Source organism: Rhizobium sp. K102 (assembly GCF_022385315.1).
Taxonomy (GTDB): domain Bacteria; phylum Pseudomonadota; class Alphaproteobacteria; order Rhizobiales; family Rhizobiaceae; genus Rhizobium; species Rhizobium croatiense.
The window spans coordinates 2,592,378-2,609,326 of the sequence record NZ_CP092436.1 but is presented as its reverse complement, the minus strand read 5'-3'; the positions used below and the strand labels follow the sequence as shown (position 1 = coordinate 2,609,326).

Annotated in this window: 18 protein-coding genes; 7 read left to right on the top strand and 11 right to left on the bottom strand. The window is 62.7% G+C overall.

Annotated elements, in window-relative coordinates:
- Nucleotides 1-135 precede the first annotated feature (135 nt).
- Entirely contained in the window at nt 136-1,239 is a 1,104-nt protein-coding gene (locus MHI61_RS18960) for a helix-turn-helix transcriptional regulator (protein WP_239790079.1), read from the top strand.
- Nucleotides 1,240-1,288: 49 nt separating this feature from the next.
- Here MHI61_RS18960 and MHI61_RS18955 read toward each other — a convergent pair whose 3' ends face one another.
- Complete coding sequence (locus tag MHI61_RS18955; protein ID WP_097579973.1) at nt 1,289-1,675, bottom strand: ectoine synthase; 387 nt, start codon at nt 1,673-1,675, stop codon at nt 1,289-1,291.
- 178 nt (nt 1,676-1,853) lie between these two features.
- Between MHI61_RS18955 and MHI61_RS18950 the strand changes: the two genes are divergently transcribed.
- Nucleotides 1,854-2,774, top strand: a complete 921-nt coding sequence (locus tag MHI61_RS18950; RefSeq protein WP_239790078.1) for a LysR substrate-binding domain-containing protein — start codon at nt 1,854-1,856, stop codon at nt 2,772-2,774.
- Nucleotides 2,775-3,260: 486 nt separating this feature from the next.
- Here MHI61_RS18950 and MHI61_RS18945 read toward each other — a convergent pair whose 3' ends face one another.
- Genes MHI61_RS18945 through MHI61_RS18935 form a run of 3 tightly spaced genes read right to left on the bottom strand, consistent with a single transcriptional unit; the run spans nt 3,261 to nt 5,131 of the window.
- Nucleotides 3,261-3,824, bottom strand: coding sequence for a biotin transporter BioY (locus tag MHI61_RS18945; RefSeq protein ID WP_239790077.1), 564 nt, complete (start codon nt 3,822-3,824; stop codon nt 3,261-3,263).
- Nucleotides 3,825-3,848: 24 nt separating this feature from the next.
- The gene (locus MHI61_RS18940; protein WP_239790076.1) at nt 3,849-4,457 is read right to left on the bottom strand and encodes an energy-coupling factor transporter transmembrane protein EcfT; all 609 of its coding nucleotides are present in this window, start codon (nt 4,455-4,457) and stop codon (nt 3,849-3,851) included.
- The gene (locus MHI61_RS18935; RefSeq protein ID WP_239790075.1) at nt 4,457-5,131 is read right to left on the bottom strand and encodes an ABC transporter ATP-binding protein; all 675 of its coding nucleotides are present in this window, start codon (nt 5,129-5,131) and stop codon (nt 4,457-4,459) included. The genes MHI61_RS18940 and MHI61_RS18935 overlap by 1 nt, the downstream gene beginning before the upstream one ends.
- Nucleotides 5,132-5,471: 340 nt before the next feature.
- On the opposite strand from MHI61_RS18935, the gene MHI61_RS18930 reads away from it, so the two are divergent.
- Nucleotides 5,472-6,662: a winged helix-turn-helix domain-containing protein gene (locus MHI61_RS18930; protein WP_239790074.1), complete on the top strand. Its 1,191-nt coding sequence runs from the start codon at nt 5,472-5,474 to the stop codon at nt 6,660-6,662.
- A gap of 213 nt (nt 6,663-6,875) precedes the next feature.
- Here MHI61_RS18930 and ribB read toward each other — a convergent pair whose 3' ends face one another.
- Together ribB and aroC are read right to left on the bottom strand one after the other, a co-directional pair.
- Complete coding sequence (ribB, locus tag MHI61_RS18925; RefSeq protein ID WP_097579968.1) at nt 6,876-7,979, bottom strand: 3,4-dihydroxy-2-butanone-4-phosphate synthase; 1,104 nt, start codon at nt 7,977-7,979, stop codon at nt 6,876-6,878.
- Between the two features lie 8 nt (nt 7,980-7,987).
- Nucleotides 7,988-9,085, bottom strand: coding sequence for a chorismate synthase (gene aroC, locus MHI61_RS18920; protein WP_239790073.1), 1,098 nt, complete (start codon nt 9,083-9,085; stop codon nt 7,988-7,990).
- Nucleotides 9,086-9,407: 322 nt separating this feature from the next.
- On the opposite strand from aroC, the gene MHI61_RS18915 reads away from it, so the two are divergent.
- Nucleotides 9,408-9,668: a DUF1344 domain-containing protein gene (locus tag MHI61_RS18915; RefSeq protein ID WP_003569889.1), complete on the top strand. Its 261-nt coding sequence runs from the start codon at nt 9,408-9,410 to the stop codon at nt 9,666-9,668.
- A gap of 83 nt (nt 9,669-9,751) precedes the next feature.
- Here MHI61_RS18915 and MHI61_RS18910 read toward each other — a convergent pair whose 3' ends face one another.
- From MHI61_RS18910 to MHI61_RS18895, 4 genes are all read right to left on the bottom strand, one after another.
- On the bottom strand, nt 9,752-10,342 hold the full coding sequence (locus MHI61_RS18910; RefSeq protein ID WP_239790072.1) for a histidine phosphatase family protein: 591 nt from the start codon (nt 10,340-10,342) through the stop codon (nt 9,752-9,754).
- Nucleotides 10,343-10,362: 20 nt separating this feature from the next.
- Nucleotides 10,363-11,181, bottom strand: a complete 819-nt coding sequence (fabI, locus tag MHI61_RS18905) for an enoyl-ACP reductase FabI (RefSeq protein WP_097605453.1) — start codon at nt 11,179-11,181, stop codon at nt 10,363-10,365.
- Between the two features lie 122 nt (nt 11,182-11,303).
- A complete protein-coding gene (locus MHI61_RS18900) occupies nt 11,304-12,527 on the bottom strand; it encodes a DnaJ C-terminal domain-containing protein (RefSeq protein ID WP_239790071.1) in 1,224 nt (407 codons plus the stop codon).
- 320 nt (nt 12,528-12,847) lie between these two features.
- Nucleotides 12,848-13,306 carry an RT0821/Lpp0805 family surface protein gene (locus MHI61_RS18895; RefSeq protein WP_239790070.1) on the bottom strand — a complete coding sequence of 153 codons (459 nt, stop codon included), beginning with the start codon at nt 13,304-13,306 and terminating at the stop codon, nt 12,848-12,850.
- A gap of 65 nt (nt 13,307-13,371) precedes the next feature.
- Here MHI61_RS18895 and pdxH point away from each other — a divergent pair, with 65 nt between their 5' ends.
- Nucleotides 13,372-13,992: a pyridoxamine 5'-phosphate oxidase gene (pdxH, locus tag MHI61_RS18890; RefSeq protein WP_239790069.1), complete on the top strand. Its 621-nt coding sequence runs from the start codon at nt 13,372-13,374 to the stop codon at nt 13,990-13,992.
- Between the two features lie 5 nt (nt 13,993-13,997).
- Here the strand turns inward: pdxH and MHI61_RS18885 are convergent, their stop codons facing one another.
- The gene (locus tag MHI61_RS18885) at nt 13,998-15,035 is read right to left on the bottom strand and encodes a polysaccharide deacetylase family protein (protein ID WP_239790068.1); all 1,038 of its coding nucleotides are present in this window, start codon (nt 15,033-15,035) and stop codon (nt 13,998-14,000) included.
- A gap of 215 nt (nt 15,036-15,250) precedes the next feature.
- Here MHI61_RS18885 and MHI61_RS18880 point away from each other — a divergent pair, with 215 nt between their 5' ends.
- A complete protein-coding gene (locus MHI61_RS18880; RefSeq protein ID WP_239790067.1) occupies nt 15,251-16,534 on the top strand; it encodes a D-alanyl-D-alanine carboxypeptidase family protein in 1,284 nt (427 codons plus the stop codon).
- A gap of 80 nt (nt 16,535-16,614) precedes the next feature.
- Nucleotides 16,615-16,932: a MazG nucleotide pyrophosphohydrolase domain-containing protein gene (locus MHI61_RS18875; protein WP_239790066.1), complete on the top strand. Its 318-nt coding sequence runs from the start codon at nt 16,615-16,617 to the stop codon at nt 16,930-16,932.
- The last annotated feature ends 17 nt before the right edge of the window (nt 16,933-16,949 follow it).

The following is a 16,949-nucleotide window of genomic DNA, read 5'->3' as shown; positions in this document are numbered from 1 at the left end:
AACATTCTGTGGTTGTAGTATTTCGAGGTCATTCTGGAGTGTCCGATATTGCACATGCGAATTCCGTTGCAATTGCGAAGACAACACTATTCAATATTCGAAGATACTTTCATTCTGTGATGTTGAAAATCACTCATGATTCAATCGACTGACGTCTCATCTCTTCTGACGGATATGATTTATGGAAGTCTGTTCGGAGAGTGCAGCTGGCAGGATTTCCTGGACCGCCTTGCGCAGACATCGCCGGGCGGCAAGGCGGCGCTTCACTATCACGACCTGACCTCGTCCGTCGCCCATGTTCCCTTCATGTCGGGATTTTCGCAGTCCGAGATCGATCAGTTCATGAGCCACTTCGCCTCGGTCAATCCCTGGATTCCGAGATTGGATCGCGTGCCCGTCGGTCAGGGCCTGTGCGGCGACGAGATCGTTCCGCGCGAGGAGCTGGTCAAATCGGAGTTTTACAATGACTGGCTGAAGCGGCAGACCGGATGCGAGACGAGCGTCGGCGTCTCGATCATTCGCGAGGAAAACCGTACCTTCATCCTGTCGGCCTGCACGACGTCAGCGGACCCCGATCTCAACAGCGAAGCGGCCAAGCTTTACACGCAGCTCGCCCCGCATCTGAGGAGGGCTTTCGACTTCATTCGCAAGCGCGATCTTTTTGCACCGCACGAACAGTCGACCCAGACCCTGTTCGACAGCATCGGCGTCGGATTGATCTATGTCTCGGAACAACGCAAAGCCCGTCGCTGGAATAAAAGCGCGGAGGCCTTGCTGGCCGCCGGCTTGCCTGTGCGGATCGGCGCCGACGGCACGCTCGCACTTCAATGCGAGAAGACGACTGCGGTTCTCGAATTCCTGACCTCCAGAAACGGCGTGCAGACCAAACCGCACACGGCGATCGTCAAGGGCGGGAACCAGGACAATTACCGCATCACCCTCGTCCGGCTGCACTCCGATACGTTCACAGAGTTTTTGGAGGGGCCGACCGTGGCGGTGATCGTCGAGCCGATCGTGGCGACGCCGCTCAATGAGCGGCGCGATTTGCTGATGCAGCTTTATAAGCTGACCGCGACGGAAATCCGCATCGCCTCGAGCATCGCATCGGGTCATTCGCCGAGAGAAGTGGCGATGGCCGACGATATCAGCTACGAGACCGTCAGAACCCACCTGAGAAACATCTATGCCAAACTCGGGGTCAATTCCCGGGTCGGCCTGGTGTCGCTGCTGATGCGGTGAGTTCGGGAGGCGCAAGCCCGGTCTTCATGCGCGTACGAGGTCGCCTGGCTTAATATTCCGAACCGCTTCCATTGTTCAGGTCGTGACGTTCCGTCCCCTTCAATGGCGGATTAAAGACGCTGACGAGAATGAGGTCCTCGTCCTTGCCGCCCCGCAAATAGTGGCGATCATGCTGGTCGAGAACGTAGATGTCGCCGACGCGGATGGGAAAGACGTTGCCGTCCATATCCTCGACCTCGCCTTCTCCCTGAATGCAGTAGCAGGCCTCCAGATGGTTGCGGTACTGCAGCAGGGCTTGCGTGTTGGCGCGAACGACAGTGTGGCAGACCGTGAACCCCATGCCGTCATCCCTCGTCAGCAGACGATGGCTCGTGCCATTGCCCCAATCGACGAAACGCTCGGTCTGCTCCACGTCTTTCAGGCTTCTCACAAACATGTTTTTCTCCTCGAAAATGCGGAGATGGCTCGATCTCCATGATCCATTAGGCCCTGAAATCCACGCTTGCTTCAAATGATCTAAATTGAGAAAACTGTTAGAATAATTTACATGTTTCTCCCGAATTTGATGTGGGTGAAGGAGCCGATCCTGGCTCTCATGTGAGGAATTCAAACATATGCAGCTGCCGCCGCTGAACGCATTGAGGGCCTTCGAAGCGACCGCCCGGCTGATGAGCCTGTCAAAAGCCGGAGACGAGCTGCATGTGACCCACGCCGCGATCAGTCACCAGATTAAGCATCTGGAGACGTGGCTGGGACGCAAGCTGCTGCAGAAATCCGGGCGCGGCGTTTCGCTGACGCCAGCGGGCGCCGAATATTATCTTGCCGTCTCCGGCTCATTGGCAGCCATCGCCCACGCAACCGGCAACATGCGCCGAGACCACAATATGCGCTCGATCACCGTCGGCTGCATTCCTTCGATCGCGTCGCGCTGGCTGGTTCCCGCGCTGCCGTCGTTCCGGGAGAGCGATCCCGATCTCGATGTCAGGATCGTTTACGCCAGAGCGGAAGAACGCTTCGATGACGAAAGTCTCGATGTTCTCATCACCATGGGGGAAGACCTGTCAGGAGGCCGGGAGAGCCGTCTGCTTTTCTCCCGGCGCAACCAGCCGGTGGCGAGCGTCCATTATCTGGCAAAGCGGAACTGGACGATCGAGAACGTTCCCTTTGCCGCGGCCGACCTGCTGCACGACGAATCCGTGGAGGACTGGAAAGAATGGTTTCGCAAGGCCGAGATAAAGCCACCCGAGCCGATCCGCGGACCGATATTTCAGGACTTCAACATTCTGGCCACGGCGGCAATCGCCGGCCATGGGGTCGCTTTATGCCCTGTCGAGGTGTTTCGCCGTGAGATCGAACGCGGCGACCTTGTCGTGCTTTCGGACATTTCGACGGCCGAGACTCAAGGGTATTACCTGATCACCAGCTCCTGGGCGAAGAAGCCAGTGCGTCGTTTTGCGGAATGGTTCATGAAGGAATGCAACTCCAGCGAACCACCACGTGGCGAACCGTCTGCTCCGACCAAACAATTGTCATGAAAGTTTCATATTGAAGCTATTGCGGAAATCGAAAAATAATCTACAGTTTCTATCAGGAAACAAGATTTCCTGAAGCAAATGAAAGGAGACTGATTGAATTCATTTTTTCCGGATGCCATGCTCCTCGCATGTTTCGCCCTGGTTTTTGCTTTGATATTTGCGAGTGGCAGGCGCAGATCAAAAAGCTCCGGCGATGGCGGGGGAGGCTGGTTCCACGCCTCGGACGATGGCGGCTGTGACGGCGGCGGCGACGGAGGTGGAGGAGACTAGATCAAACTGAAATCGTAGAATGCCCGACCGCCTCAAGGCGGTTTTTTGTTGCCTGTGTTCCAGGCCGTGCCTTGCTCGCAGCAAGCCTTCCCTCCTCAATCAATCAGCATCGAGACGCAGAGCCTGCGCCGCAGCAAGCGGTCTTGGCGTGCCGCAAACGCAAATGGCCGCCTTCGGGTAAAGACGGCCACTGCATGTATTTGCGATCGAGGCGCCTTATGCGCGCGCCGGCAGCAGGGGATAGCCGACCATGACGGCGCGGCCGAGCAGGGCGGCGACGACAGCCTTGATGACGTCGCCCGGAATGAAGGCCATCGAGCCGACGAAGGCTTTGGTGAAGCCGAGCCCGGCGACGGTCGCGAGATAGGTGATGCCGAAGGCGTAGAGCACGACGATGCCGCCGATCATGGCAGTGAGGAAGAAGCTGACCGTCTGCACCAGGCCGGATTGGCCGTGATTGACCAGGCGCTCACTGAGATAACCGGTGACGAAGGCACCGAAGATCCAGCCGACGAGGAAGCCGGCCGTCGGCGAGGCGAAGATGGCAAGGCCGCCGCGGCCGCCGGAAAGCACCGGCAGGCCGATGGCGACGAGGAGCAGCACGATCAGCACGGCAATCGCGCCGCGCCGGGCGCCGAGCACGACACCGGCCATCATGACGCCGAGCGATTGGGCGGTGATCGGCACCGGGATGAAGCCGAGCGAGATCGGCGGCAGCAGGCCGAGCGCCACGATGATCGCGGCAAAGAGGGCGGTAAGGACGAGGTCGCGGGTGCTCATCATGAACTCCGTGGTTAAAATTGGTTAACTTCCATGCCGTCGAATGCGGCGCGCGTCAATCGCGGCGGCGACATTATCCGCATCCCTGAGCGTCAGGATGATCAGCGGCGCCAGCAGGCTCGTCGGCCGTGCCTTCAGCCCGCGCGCCTTGTGCGCCTCGCGGATCGCCTGGTAACGGCCGACAATCTCGGGCACGAAGCGCAGCACCAGCCCCAGCGCCAGGCCGATATCGTCGGCCTGCACGAAGCCGGTGCGTTCGAGCGGGCGGGCAAGCGCCGTCACCTCGTCGATGAACGCGGTGATCGACGTCGTCGCCGTCACGGCGGCGGCAAGCAGCATCAGCGCCGTCAGCCGCAGCACCGGCACCAGCGCTGCCTGCCAGGGATTGAAGAGCAGGTTGAAGAGCGCCACCACCGCGATCGTCAGGAAGACCGGCCGCAGCCGCCGCAGGCCCTCGCCGAGCGGCAGGCCGGTGGTGCGATAGACAACCGCCGTCAGCAGCACGAAGCCGCAAAGCAGCGCAATATTCTGGCTGACGAACAGGACGACGCCGAAAACCGCAAGCGATACCACCTTGACCCGCGGCGAAAGCCGGTGCATCGGGCTGTTGCCTTCGACATAGAGCGACTGCATCAGGCGGCGATCTCCCTGTAGCGGGCGATCGCCTCAGTCGCCGGCGCATCGGCGGCCAGCCGCCCTTCGTGAAACAGCAGCACCCGTTCGAAACCGGCGATCAGCTCCAGATCATGGGTGATGACGATGGCGCTTTCGGGCAGTCCGGCGATAATCCGCTCGACCAGCGCCCGGTTCTTCAGGTCGAGCTGGTTGGTCGGCTCGTCGAGGATGAGAATGCCGGGCCCGGTCACCAGCACCGAGCAGAGTGCGGCCACCTGCAGCTCGCCGCCGGACAGCTCGTGCGCTCGGCGGTCGGCGAGCGCTTCGGCGCCGAAACGGGCGAGAATGCCCGCGACCTTCGCCTCGATCTCCGCCTTGCTGAGCCCGCGCCGCTTCAGCCCGAAGGCGATGTCGTCGCGGACGATCGGCAGGATGATCTGGTTCTGCGGCGACTGGAAGATGAAGCCGACATCGACTGCGGCCGCCTTCTCATCGGCCGTATCGCGGCCGTTGACGGTGACGCGGCCGACCGTCGGCTTGGTCAGCCCGTTGATCAGCCTTGCGAACGTCGTCTTGCCCGAGCCGTTGAGCCCGATGACGCCGATGCGTTTGCCGCTGATGCCGAGCGTCAGCGGCTCCAGCGCCACCCGCGTTCCGAAACTGACCCCGGCGCCTTCGAATTCTATGTCCAATCCAGTCCCTCGCATCCTGCGGCGTTTGCGAAACGAGCAGGAGATCAGTGTCCCGCGGCATCGGAACGCGTCTTTCACCGGAGGAGATTGCCGATACCTGCCCCTCATCCGGCTGCCGCCACCTTCTCCCCGTAAACGGGGCGAAGGGATATGCCGCGACCTCTCCGCTCCCCGTCTGCTCTCGCATGGCACGTTCCTCTCCCCGCGGGGCGGGGAGAGGGTTAGGGTGAGGGCAGCCATGGCGCCAACCTGATGTGCTTCTACATGGGGAATCCGGGGTGATGAAGAGTAAATCTCGATATCGGGTGGCTAGGAAGATTTTCCGCGATATGATGCGCCCATGACGAATCTGCTTTCCAATTCCGACGCCCGCCGGGTCTTTCTGGCCAAGCAGGGCCTCAGCGCCCCGCCGAACCGCGCCTTGACCAAGCAAGGGCTGTTGCAGCTCATCTATGATCTGGGATTCGTCCAGGTGGACAGCATCCAGACGGTGGAGCGGGCGCATCACCAGATCCTGTTTTCCCGCAACCAGACCTACAGGCGAGAGCATCTGAAAGCACTGCTCGAAAAGGAACGCGCGCTGTTCGAGCACTGGACGCATGATGCCTCAATCCTGCCGAGCGCCTTCTTCGTCTATTGGAAGCACAAGTTCCGCCACCAGGAGAAGGTCTTGATCGAGCGCTGGCGCAAGTGGCGCGGGGAGGGCTTCGAGGCGGCCTTCGAGGAGACCTATGAGCGCGTGCAGCGCGATGGCGCGATGCTGGCGCGCGACGTCAAGGCCGATGGCCACGTGTCCGGCGGCTGGTGGAACTGGCATCCGAACAAGACGGCGCTCGAATATTTCTGGCACACCGGCAAGCTGGCCATTGCCGGCCGCTCCAACTTCCAGAAGATCTACGATCTCACCGAGCGCGTCGTCCCGGCGGAATTCCGCGAGCCGGAGGTGAGCCGCGAGGAATTTATCGACTGGGCTTGCCGCAGCGCGCTCGCCCGTCTCGGCTTTGCCACCCATGGCGAAATATCGGCCTTCTGGAACCTTGTCGCGCCCGATGAAGCCAAGGCCTGGGTGTCAGCCCATCGAGACGAACTCATCGAAGTGCTGATCGAACCGGCGCCCGGCGGCAAACCGCGCCCGTCCTGGGCTTTTGCCGATTTCCTCTCGACACTCGATGACTATCCTGGCGCGCCGCCACGCATCCGCGTGCTCAGCCCCTTCGATCCGATGATCCGCGACCGCAACCGCACGGAACGCCTCTTCGGCTTCTTCTACCGCATCGAGGTCTTCGTGCCCGAGCCGAAGCGCGAATACGGCTATTACGTCTTCCCGCTGCTCGAAGGCGACCGGCTGATCGGCCGCATCGACATGAAGGCGGACCGGAAGAAATCGACGCTCGATGTCAGGCGGCTCTGGCTGGAACCGGGCGTGAAGCCGTCGGCAGGAAGGCTGGAGAAGCTGGAAGCTGAGCTCGACCGGCTGGCGCGGTTTGCGGGTGTGGAGAAGGTCGTGCTTTTGGAGGGGTGGAGAGGTTAAAGCCTTCGCCGGAGCAGCAGCATCCTGTGCGAAAACCCCTCCCCAACCCCTCCCCACAAGGGGGAGGGACTAACACGCGGCACGGTACTGCCACCAAAATACGCCATCACATGCTGCACGGCGAGGAATGAAGCTCGACGGGCGCCACACGGCAGCCCCTCCCCCTTGTGGGGAGGGGTTGGGGAGGGGTCCTTTTCCGTGCTTGCCGGCTCCTCAGCAAATCTCCGTCTTGCTGATCTTGATGCCGAACCCTTCCAGGCCGACATAGTGGCGCTCGCGGCTGGTCAGCAGCTTGATCGAGCTGACGCCGAGGTCCTTGAGGATCTGGGCGCCGAGGCCGATTTCCAGCCATTCGCTTTCGCGGCTCTGCGCTTCGGCATGGGCCTCGCGGCCCTGGCTGCGGGCCTTGCGGCCGTTGTCGTAATGGCCGACGCCGACGGAGCCCTCGCGCAGATAGACAATGACGCCGCGCCCTTCGGCGGCGATCTTCTCCATGTAGAAATCGACCGGGCTCTTCTTGCCGAACAGGTCTTCCGCGACATTTTCCGGATGCAGGCGCACCGGGATATCGATGCCGTCGCGGATGTCGCCGAAGACGACGGCGAGATGCTGCATCGGGTCCCAGGGCAGGGCATAGGTATGGGCCTTGGCCTTGCCGAAGGCCGTGTCGATGTCGAAGCTCGCGCCGTGCTCGACCAGCGTTTCCTTGCGCTGGCGATAGGCGATGAGATCGGCGACGGAGACGAGCTTCAGCCCGTGCTTTTCGGCAAAATCGACCACCTGCGGCCCGCGCGTGACGGTGCCGTCATCGTTGACGAGTTCGGAGATGACGCCGATCGGCGGCAGGCCGGCGAGCCGGCAGAGGTCGACCGCGGCCTCCGTATGGCCGGAGCGCATCAGCACGCCGCCCTCGCGCGAAACCAGCGGGAAGATGTGGCCGGGACGGACGAAATCGGCGGCCCCGACATTCGGATTGGCGAGGTTGCGCACCGTCAGCGTCCGGTCGTCGGCGGAAATGCCGGTCGTCGTGCCGTGCTTGAAATCGACCGAGACGGTGAAGGCGGTCGTGTGGGCCGAATCGTTTTCCGCCACCATGGCGTTGAGGTTGAGGCGTTTGGCCTCTTCCTTCGGCATCGGCGCGCAGACGATTCCGGATGTGTGGCGCACGATGAAGGCCATCTTTTCCGGCGTGGTGTGCACGGCGGCGACGATCAGATCGCCCTCGTTCTCGCGGTCATCGTCGTCCATGACGACGACGATTTCGCCGGCCTCGAAGGCCCTGATGGCGTCGACGACGCGTTTCTGATCGTAAGACATGGACGCTCCTATTTCAGACGGCCGGTCTGGCCGCGGTCGCGAAGATAATGATCGGCGATGGCGCAGGCGACCATCGCCTCGCCGATCGGCACGGCGCGAATGCCGACGCAGGGGTCGTGCCGGCCCTTGGTGCGGACATCGACATTCTTGCCGTCGGCGTCGATCGACTGGCGTTCGGTCAGGATCGAGGAGGTCGGCTTGACGGCGAAACGCGCCACAACAGGCTGCCCGGTCGAGATCCCGCCAAGAATACCGCCGGCATTGTTGGAAAGAAAGATCGGCGTGCCGTCATTGCCCATGCGCATCTCGTCGGCATTGTCTTCGCCTGACGTTTCGGCGGCGGCAAAACCATTGCCGATCTCCACCCCTTTGACGGCGTTGATCGACATCAGCAGCGAGGCGATATCCTGGTCGAGCTTGGCATAGATCGGCGCGCCGAGGCCGGCCGGCACGCCCTCGGCGATCACTTCGATGACCGCGCCGATCGAGGAGCCGGCCTTGCGGATGCCGTCGAGATACTCCTCCCAGACCGGGACGATCGCCGCATCCGGCGAGAAGAACGGGTTCTGCCCGACCTGGTCCCAGTCCCAGTTGCTGCGGTCGATCTTGTGTTTGCCGATCTGCACCAGCGCGCCGCGCACGGTCACACCGGGCACGACGAGGCGGGCGATGCCGCCGGCTGCAACGCGCGCGGCGGTCTCGCGCGCCGAGGAGCGGCCGCCGCCGCGATAGTCGCGGATGCCGTATTTCAGGTCATAGGTATAGTCGGCATGGCCGGGGCGGTATTGCCGGGCGATCTCGCCATAATCCTTGGAACGCTGGTCGGTGTTTTCGATCAGCATCGAGATCGGCGTGCCTGTCGTCGTCATCGTCTCGCCGTCGGCATCCAGCATGACGCCTGACAGCACCTTCACCAGGTCGTCCTCACGCCGCTGCGTGACGAAGCGGGATTGGCCCGGCTTGCGCTTGTCGAGCCAGACCTGGAGATCGGCGAGCTTGAAGCGCAGCCCCGGAGGGCAGCCGTCGACGACGCAGCCGAGCGCCGGACCATGGCTTTCGCCCCAGGTGGTTACGCGGAAGAGGTGACCGAATGTATTGTGCGACATGTGTTCCCACGGTGGCGCCAGGGCCGGTCGCCGCCGGCCGCGCCATTGCTTGAAAAAGGCGCGACACTCATAGGCCAAAAAGCCGCCGGGGCAAAAGCCTTTCTTTGCGTCAAACCGGCCGCTGCCGAAATCCTGTTTCCGTGCTGCACCAGGGATGGTCGCCACGACGCCGACCGCCATGATTAACGCCGCATCTTGATTATATTTAAAATCCTATTCATCAATTGGGCGGGGAAAGCCATCCTTACGGGCAATTTTCGCCATATTCAGGAGCTTATCTGTGGCCAGTGTTCTCGTGCAGCGTTTCAAAAGGATTGTTGCCATGCGTTTCGTCGTCGCCACGCTTTTGGCCACAGCAAGTTTCCTGTCGCCGATGAGCGGCTTTGCCGAGAGCGCCGATGTCGAGGCGACGATCAAGAAGGTCGACACGGCCAATCTCGTGCTGACGCTCGACGACGGCAAGACCTATCAGGCGCCTGAGGAATTCAACTTCGACGGCCTCGAAGCCGGCGTCAAAGTGATCGTCTTCTACACCGAAGTCGACGGCAAGCGCGTCATCAACGATCTCGACATCGTCAAATAGGCGGGATTCAGAAGAATGGCTGGATGAGGTTTGCGCCTGTGGCTGCCCCTCACCCTGGAGCGAAAGCTGGCTGGTGACGACACCTACAGCCAGACGATCGTCCGGTCATTGGTGTCGATCCTGACGATCTGGTCCTGCGGAATGCCGCCTTCGGCCGCGCTGCTCTTCGGCAGGTCGGCGATCATCTGGAAGAGCGTGCGGATGACGCCGCCATGGGTGACGCAGACGGTCGGGCGATCGACGGAGCGCAGCCATGCGCCGGTGCGCCAGGAGAGGATCTCATAGCTTTCCGCATCGTCGCCGGGCGGGATGAAATCCCATTTCGAGGCATTGCGTTCGGCCACCCGTTCGCGCTGCGTCGCCTTCAGCTCCTTGAGCGTCGAACCCTCCCAATCGCCGAAGGAAATTTCTACCAGCCGGGGATCGGTGCGATAGGCAAGCGGCGGCAGGCCCATGGCGGTGCGCATGATTTCCATGGTCGCGCGCGTCCGCCCGAGCGGGCTGGCGACGAAATCGAACGCGCCGACCGTCTCGCCGAGAATCTCAGCCAGCGCCACACCGTTCCGCCGGGCCTGTTCCAGGCCCGTGGCGTTCATCGCGATGTCCTTCTGACCCTGCAGGCGGCGCTCGGCATTCCAGTCCGTCTGACCGTGTCTGATCACATAGATAAGCACGGTCCAGACTCCGGAGGCATTTAGTCCTTGACGACCGAAATATCGGGCGCGTCGACCGCCTTCATGCCGATGACATGATAGCCGCTGTCGGCGTGGTGCACTTCGCCGGTGACGGAGCGCGACAGGTCGGACAGCAGATAGAGGCCGACATCGCCGACTTCTTCGATGGTGACGGTGCGCCGCAGCGGGGCGTTATATTCGTTCCACTTCAGAATGTAGCGGAAATCGCCGATGCCCGAAGCGGCGAGCGTCTTGATCGGTCCGGCCGAAACGGCGTTGACGCGGATGTTCTGCGGCCCGAGGTCGACGGCGAGATATTTGACGCTGGCTTCGAGCGCGGCCTTAGCCACACCCATGACGTTATAATTCGGCATCACCTTTTCGGCGCCGTAATAGGTCAGCGTCAGCATCGAGCCGCCTTCCGTCATCAGCTTCTCGGCACGGCGTGCGACCGAGGTGAAGGAATAGACGGAGATCTGCATCGTCTTGGTGAAATTGTCGGGCGAGGTGTCGATGTAGCGGCCGGTCAGCTCGTCCTTGTCGGAAAAGCCGATCGCATGCACGAGGAAATCGATCTTGCCCCACAGCTTTTCGACATTTTCGAAGACCGCGTCGATGGTGGCTTCGTCGGCGACGTCGCAGTGGCCGACGAGCGTCGCTTCGATTTCGGCGGCGAGCGGCTCGACACGCTTCTTCAGCGCATCGCCCTGATAGGTGAGCGCAACTTCTCCGCCCTGCGCATGAATGGCCTTGGCAATACCCCACGCAATCGAACGATTGTTGGCGACACCCATGATGACGCCGCGTTTGCCTGCCATGAGGCCGGATGCTTGAGCCATATTTCGCTCCCTGAGGATTCTAATCGATCCTGCCTATGGCATAGGCCGTTAATCGGTTCAAGCTTGGCCTGGATCATCAACTGTTAGGGATCGTAACAAAGGGTGCGAATGTCGTAAAAATTTCACAGAAACAGGCCTTCACGCATGCTGCGCATGAGATCGGTGATCTTGTCGTCGGGTTTTTCCCACAGAATGATGCGCAATTCGACGACGAGATCGCCTCTGCTGCCGTCTTCCCGCGGCAATCCCTGGCCGGAAATCCGGATCGTTTTGTCCGAGCCCGACCAGGCGGGAACGGTGATATCAAGCGGCCCGGCCGGTCCATCGATGCGCGCCTCGGTGCCGAGCACGGCGTTTTCGATGCTGAGCGGCAGCACGGCGTGCAGGTCGAAACCGTCGACGGTGAAGCGCGGATCGGGGGCGATGCGGATATTGACGACGGCGTCGCCGCGCTGCATGCCCGGCAGCTTGAAGCCCTGTCCCTTGAGCCGGATCTCGTGACCATCCGTCGTGCCCGCCGGCAAGGCGAAGCCGATTTCGCGGCCCTCCGGCAGCGCTGCGGTGATCCAGCCGCTCTTCAGCACGTCGTCGATCGTCACCGTCGCCGTCGTCACCTCGTCAGGCGCTTTTTCGAGGCCGGTATCCTTGGCGCCGGTGAAACGGCGCACCAGCGATGTCAGAATGCTGAGCGGCAGCGACAGGTTGGCGCCGGCATTGTTCGATGCCTCGCCGGCTTCCTCCTCGGCTTCGGCGGCGTCGCCATCGGCGCGCTTGCCCGCTTCGGCCTGTGTCTGGCCCTGGGTCTGCTGATTGTGGGTCTGCTGATTGTGGGTCTGCTGATTGTGCGTCTGCTGATACTGAGTTTGCTGATTCTGGCCCTGCTGGGCGCGACCCTGCGCCTGGCCGCCCGCCGCGGCGCGGGCCTGCGCGCCGAAAATGCGCTCCACCATCTCCTCGGCGCCTTCGCCGGCGCCGACCTGCTGCCTGGAGCCTTCGGCCGCGGCTTTCTGGGCAGCCCGGGCAAGCTCTTCCATCACCCGCTCGGCATTGGCCTGGGCCGCCTTGGCGCGGGCAGCAGCCTCGCGCGCGGCCTGGCGCTGCTGCATGATCGTCTGTTCGTGCTTCTTGGCTTCCGCCATCCGCACGGCATTGTCGAACAGGCTGCGTTTGCGCGGGTCGCGCAGCGTTTCATAGGCGCGGCCGATCTCGGCGAACCGGGCCGTCGCCGTCGGATCGTCCTGATTGTGGTCGGGATGCGCGGCCTTGGCCATGTTGCGCCAGGCCGCCTTGATCTCATCCGCCGCCGCGTCGCGCTTGACGCCCAGAATTTTGTAAGGATCGCGCATGTCAAAACCGCCGGTGTTGCGATGCGGGCGCCTGTCCTTGCCCGGCATCCCCGCCCAATATCAAAGTCCAATATCAACGCCGTGAGGCGCCACCGGCCGCAAACGCAGGGGGAGCCACTCTCAACGCCGATCGTGCGGCCGAGTTGCTAATCACTTGTTATTTCTGTGGAGGGATGCGGAGTGTTTCGCCGCAAATGGTTAGCTCTTTGCTAAGCATTCGCCGCAAAGCCGGCGGCCGTTAACCTGTGCGCGCCGAATCGGTTCTCCCGCGGGGGCAATCCCCGGCGATCAATTTCCCGCGAAGGTCAATTCCCGCCGGATCAGCTCTCCGGCTGGAAGCTCAGGAGCTGCCAGTTGCCGCCGCCGACGAGGCAGGTCTTGCCGTAGAATTTGGCGATGCCGACATAGGAGTGCCGGGTCGTGCGGAACTGCCGGCAGACCTGGCCCGCCTCATTGTTTTCGACGATCGTATCGATGACGCCGGCGCTGCCGGTCGATGCATTCGCCCAGGGAAGCGGCTGGCCTTCGAGCCTGTTCACATCGGCCGACGTCACGGCATTGCGCACCGTCATCTCGTCAGACAGCGTGTCGGTGCTCGGCGGCGTCTGCGGCACCGTGCCTGTTGCCACCGACCGGTCGACCTTGGCTTCGCTCAAGAAATCCATGCCGCCGCCAACGCAACCGGAAAGCGACAGCATTGCGGCGCCGATGATCAGGAAGGCGCTGCTGCGTTGCCGCAGACCCTTTGTATGGCGATATGACTTTGCTATGACTTCCACCCTGCATCCTGTCCAGTTATGAAAAGCTGGGCGAGTTTTGAACAATCCGGGGCATTTGAACCAATATGTCGGCAAACGAGTTAACAAGCGGTGACTTTACCGAAAGTGGCGAGCCCTTCAAGCTCTTTGCCGAGTGGCTGAAGGAGGCGGAGGCCTCGGAGCCGAACGACCCGAATGCCGTGGCGCTGGCAACGGTCGATGAAGATGGCCTTCCCAATGTCCGCATGGTTCTCCTGAAGGGATTCGATGATGACGGTTTCGTCTTCTACACGAATTTCGAGAGCCGGAAAGGTCAGGAAATCTTGGGGCAGAGGAAAGCCGCCATGTGTTTCCACTGGAAAAGCCTGCGCCGCCAGGTGCGGCTGCGCGGTCCTGTCGAAATCGTGAGCGACGCCGAAGCCGACGCCTATTTCAAGACGCGGGCGCGCGGCAGCCGCATCGGCGCCTGGGCCTCGAGGCAGTCCCGCCCGCTCGAAAGCCGTTTCGCGCTGGAGAAGGCGGTGGCCGAATATACCGCCCGTTATGCCCTCGGCGACATTCCCCGCCCGGCCCACTGGTCTGGCTTCCGCATCCGGCCGACCACGATCGAATTCTGGAAGGATCAGGCATTCCGCCTGCATGACCGCATCGAATTCCGCCGGCCCACGCCGGTCGGAGCGTGGGAAAAGGTGCGGATGTATCCGTGATCGGCTTACCTGCCCATCAGCCGCAGCGGAATGCCGGAGGCAAGCGCCGAGACGTAGCGTCGCTTCTGGTAGAAGCCGTTCAGCGACATGCGCGGGAGATAGCCGGTTTTTGCCGCCGCCGGCAGCCCCGGCTGGGTGGTGACGGCGACCGAAAAGCCGAGCCGGCCGGCAATCGCCGCCTCGCGGCCGGTCGCTGCCTCCGGCGTGCCGTAGGGATAGGCGATCGTGACGGGACGGATGCCGGTCACCGCCTCGAGGTAATCGGCGGACACTTCCATCTCGATTCGCGCTTCGGCTTCCGGCAGGCGGCCCAGCGCCCGATGGCTGATCGTATGAGCGCCGAGTGCGGCGAGCGGGCGCCGGGCAAGCCACTGCAACTGCGCCGGCCCCATCACCAGGTCGCGCGCGATATCGGTCGGCTCGATGCCGTTGTCACGTGCCAGCATATCGAGGGCGGCAATGGCGCGCGCCTCGTCGGAGCGGTGGATATAGGCCGCGAAGCGGTCGAAGGCGTCCCATTGCTGCTGCGGGCTTTCGAGCGCCAGCCGCTCGCTGCCGCGGCCGAAATCGAAGCGGATTTCGGTTGCCTGACGCAGGAGAACGGCGAGCGTCTCCCACCAGATGCTGTGGGAGCCCTCGGCAAAGCCCTTGGCGACGAAGACCGTGAACGGCGCCCGATGCCGCTCGAACACCGGCAGCGCATGCTCCAGATTGTTGACGTAGCCGTCGTCGAGCGTAAAGGCCGCAAACGGCCTGCCGCCCGCGGGCTCGGCCAACAGCGCCGGCAGCTCGTCGAGCGGCACGAAGCGATAGCCCTCCCGCTTGAGCCGCCTGAGTGCCGCGTCGAGAAAGTCAGGCGTGATTTCGAGATGTGCATTCGGCGCGAAGGATTGGGCGACATGCGGGCGGACGTGATGCAGGGTGAAGATGACGCCGCGCCCGCGCGCCTGCCGCATCAGCCCGGCCGCGGCGATCAGCCAGGATACCTCGAGCCCGGCGCCGATCGCCGCGCGTTTTGCCAGTCGCTTCAATTGTCCCGTCATGCGCCGCCCATTGCCTTTTGCGGCAATCTAGCAATAGCGGCTTAAGCCTTGCTGAATCCCGATTTCGCACAGCTTCTTTGGTTTTTTGTTAACCAAGACGATGAAAAGACTAGAAAAATGATAGGCGTTGCCGCAAAGTCGCGCCAAACTTACGGCTTCTGTTACATTACGACACAGGGCCGGCCCATCGAGAGCCGGCGCATCAGGGGGATTCCATGAGAAAGCTATTGGCGGCTGTTTTGACCGTAACGCTGGCCGTTTCGGCGCCGCTTGCGGCTCTTGCCGGCAACGCCTCGCTGATCCTCGATGCCCGCACCGGCAAGGTCCTTGCCGCCGAAAACGCCGACACGCTGAACCACCCGGCCTCGCTGACGAAGATGATGACGCTTTATCTCACCTTCGAGGCCTTGAAGCGTGGCAAGATCGCCTGGGATACGCCGATCAAAATGTCGAAATATGCCGCCGCCCGGCCGCCGACCAAGCTCGGCGTCAAGGCCGGCGGCACCATCACGGTACGCGAGGCGGTCTATGGGATGATCGTCAAATCCGCCAATGATGCCGCCGCCGCCATGGCCGAGACGCTCGGCGGCTCGGAGAGCGGTTTTGCCCGGATGATGACGGCAAAAGCCCGCCAGCTCGGCATGAGCCGCACCGTCTTCCTCAACGCATCCGGCCTGCCGAACAGCAGCCAGGTGACGACGGCGCGCGACATGTCGACGCTCGCCGTGGCGCTGATGAAGAATTACCCCAATGAATACCGCCTGTTTTCGGTGGCAAGCTTCAATTTCCGCGGCAAGACCGTGCGCGGTCACAACAATCTCATGTACCGCTACCAGGGCATGGACGGCATCAAGACAGGCTATACCAACGCCTCCGGCTTCAACCTGGTCAGCGCCGTCAGGGACGGCAACCGCCGCGTCGTCGGCGTCGTGCTCGGCGGCCGCACCGCCCGCAGCCGCGACGCCAAGATGGCGGCGCTGCTCGACCGCTATCTCGGCCGCGCCTCGTCTTCCGGCGGCGCCAGGCTGGTGGCGAGCGTCGGCGCCAAGGAGACGGTCGAAGTCGCTTCCGCCGCTGATGCTTCCGATGTTCCGGTACCGCTCAACGCGCCGCGCCCGGCCGACGACCTCGCGTCAAAGAGCCTGGCCTATGCCGACGACGCCGTCGTGCCGTTGGATCGTCCGGTGGCGATGGACGAGATCCTGAACGCCGGCAAGGCATCGAAGACCTCGGCGAAAAAGGCCGATGGCGACTGGCAGATCCAGATCTCGGCCGCCCCGAGCGCCGATGCGGCGCGTGCGCTTCTCGCCCAGGCGCAATCGGAAGGCGGCGCGCCGCTCGTTTCCGCTTCGCCCTATACCGAGGCGGTTGGGGAGGGCGCCAACAGGATCTACCGCGCCCGCTTCGTCGGCTTCGCCAGCAGGGATGCCGCCGTTTCCGCCTGCGATGCGCTGAAGCAGCGCTCCTACGACTGCATGCTGCTGCCCGATCACGGCTGACCGCGCGACGGTCCGGGCCGGCCACTCTGGACATTCATCGGGAATCGCAGTCTCCTTCCATAAACAAAAGGAGAACGCCCATGCTGCGCCGTCTCGCCGACCAGTTCGAAACCTCATCCGCCGCCTATGCCGCCGCCAACGGAATCGAGCGTGACGCTGACTGGTTTCTGTTGAAGCTGCAGGAGGAGGTGGGCGAACTCACCCAGGCCTGGAATCGGCTGACCGGCCGCGGCCGCCGCAGGGGGCGGACGCAGGAAGAGCTGGACCGCGATCTTGCCGACGAAACCGCGGACCTGCTCGGCCATATCCTGCTCTTTGCCCGCCGCAACGACATCGACCTTGCCGCCGCAATCGAGCGGAAGTGGCGGTTTCAGCCGGCGGAGCTGCCGAAGAGCTAAGGCATGCCGGCTGGTTG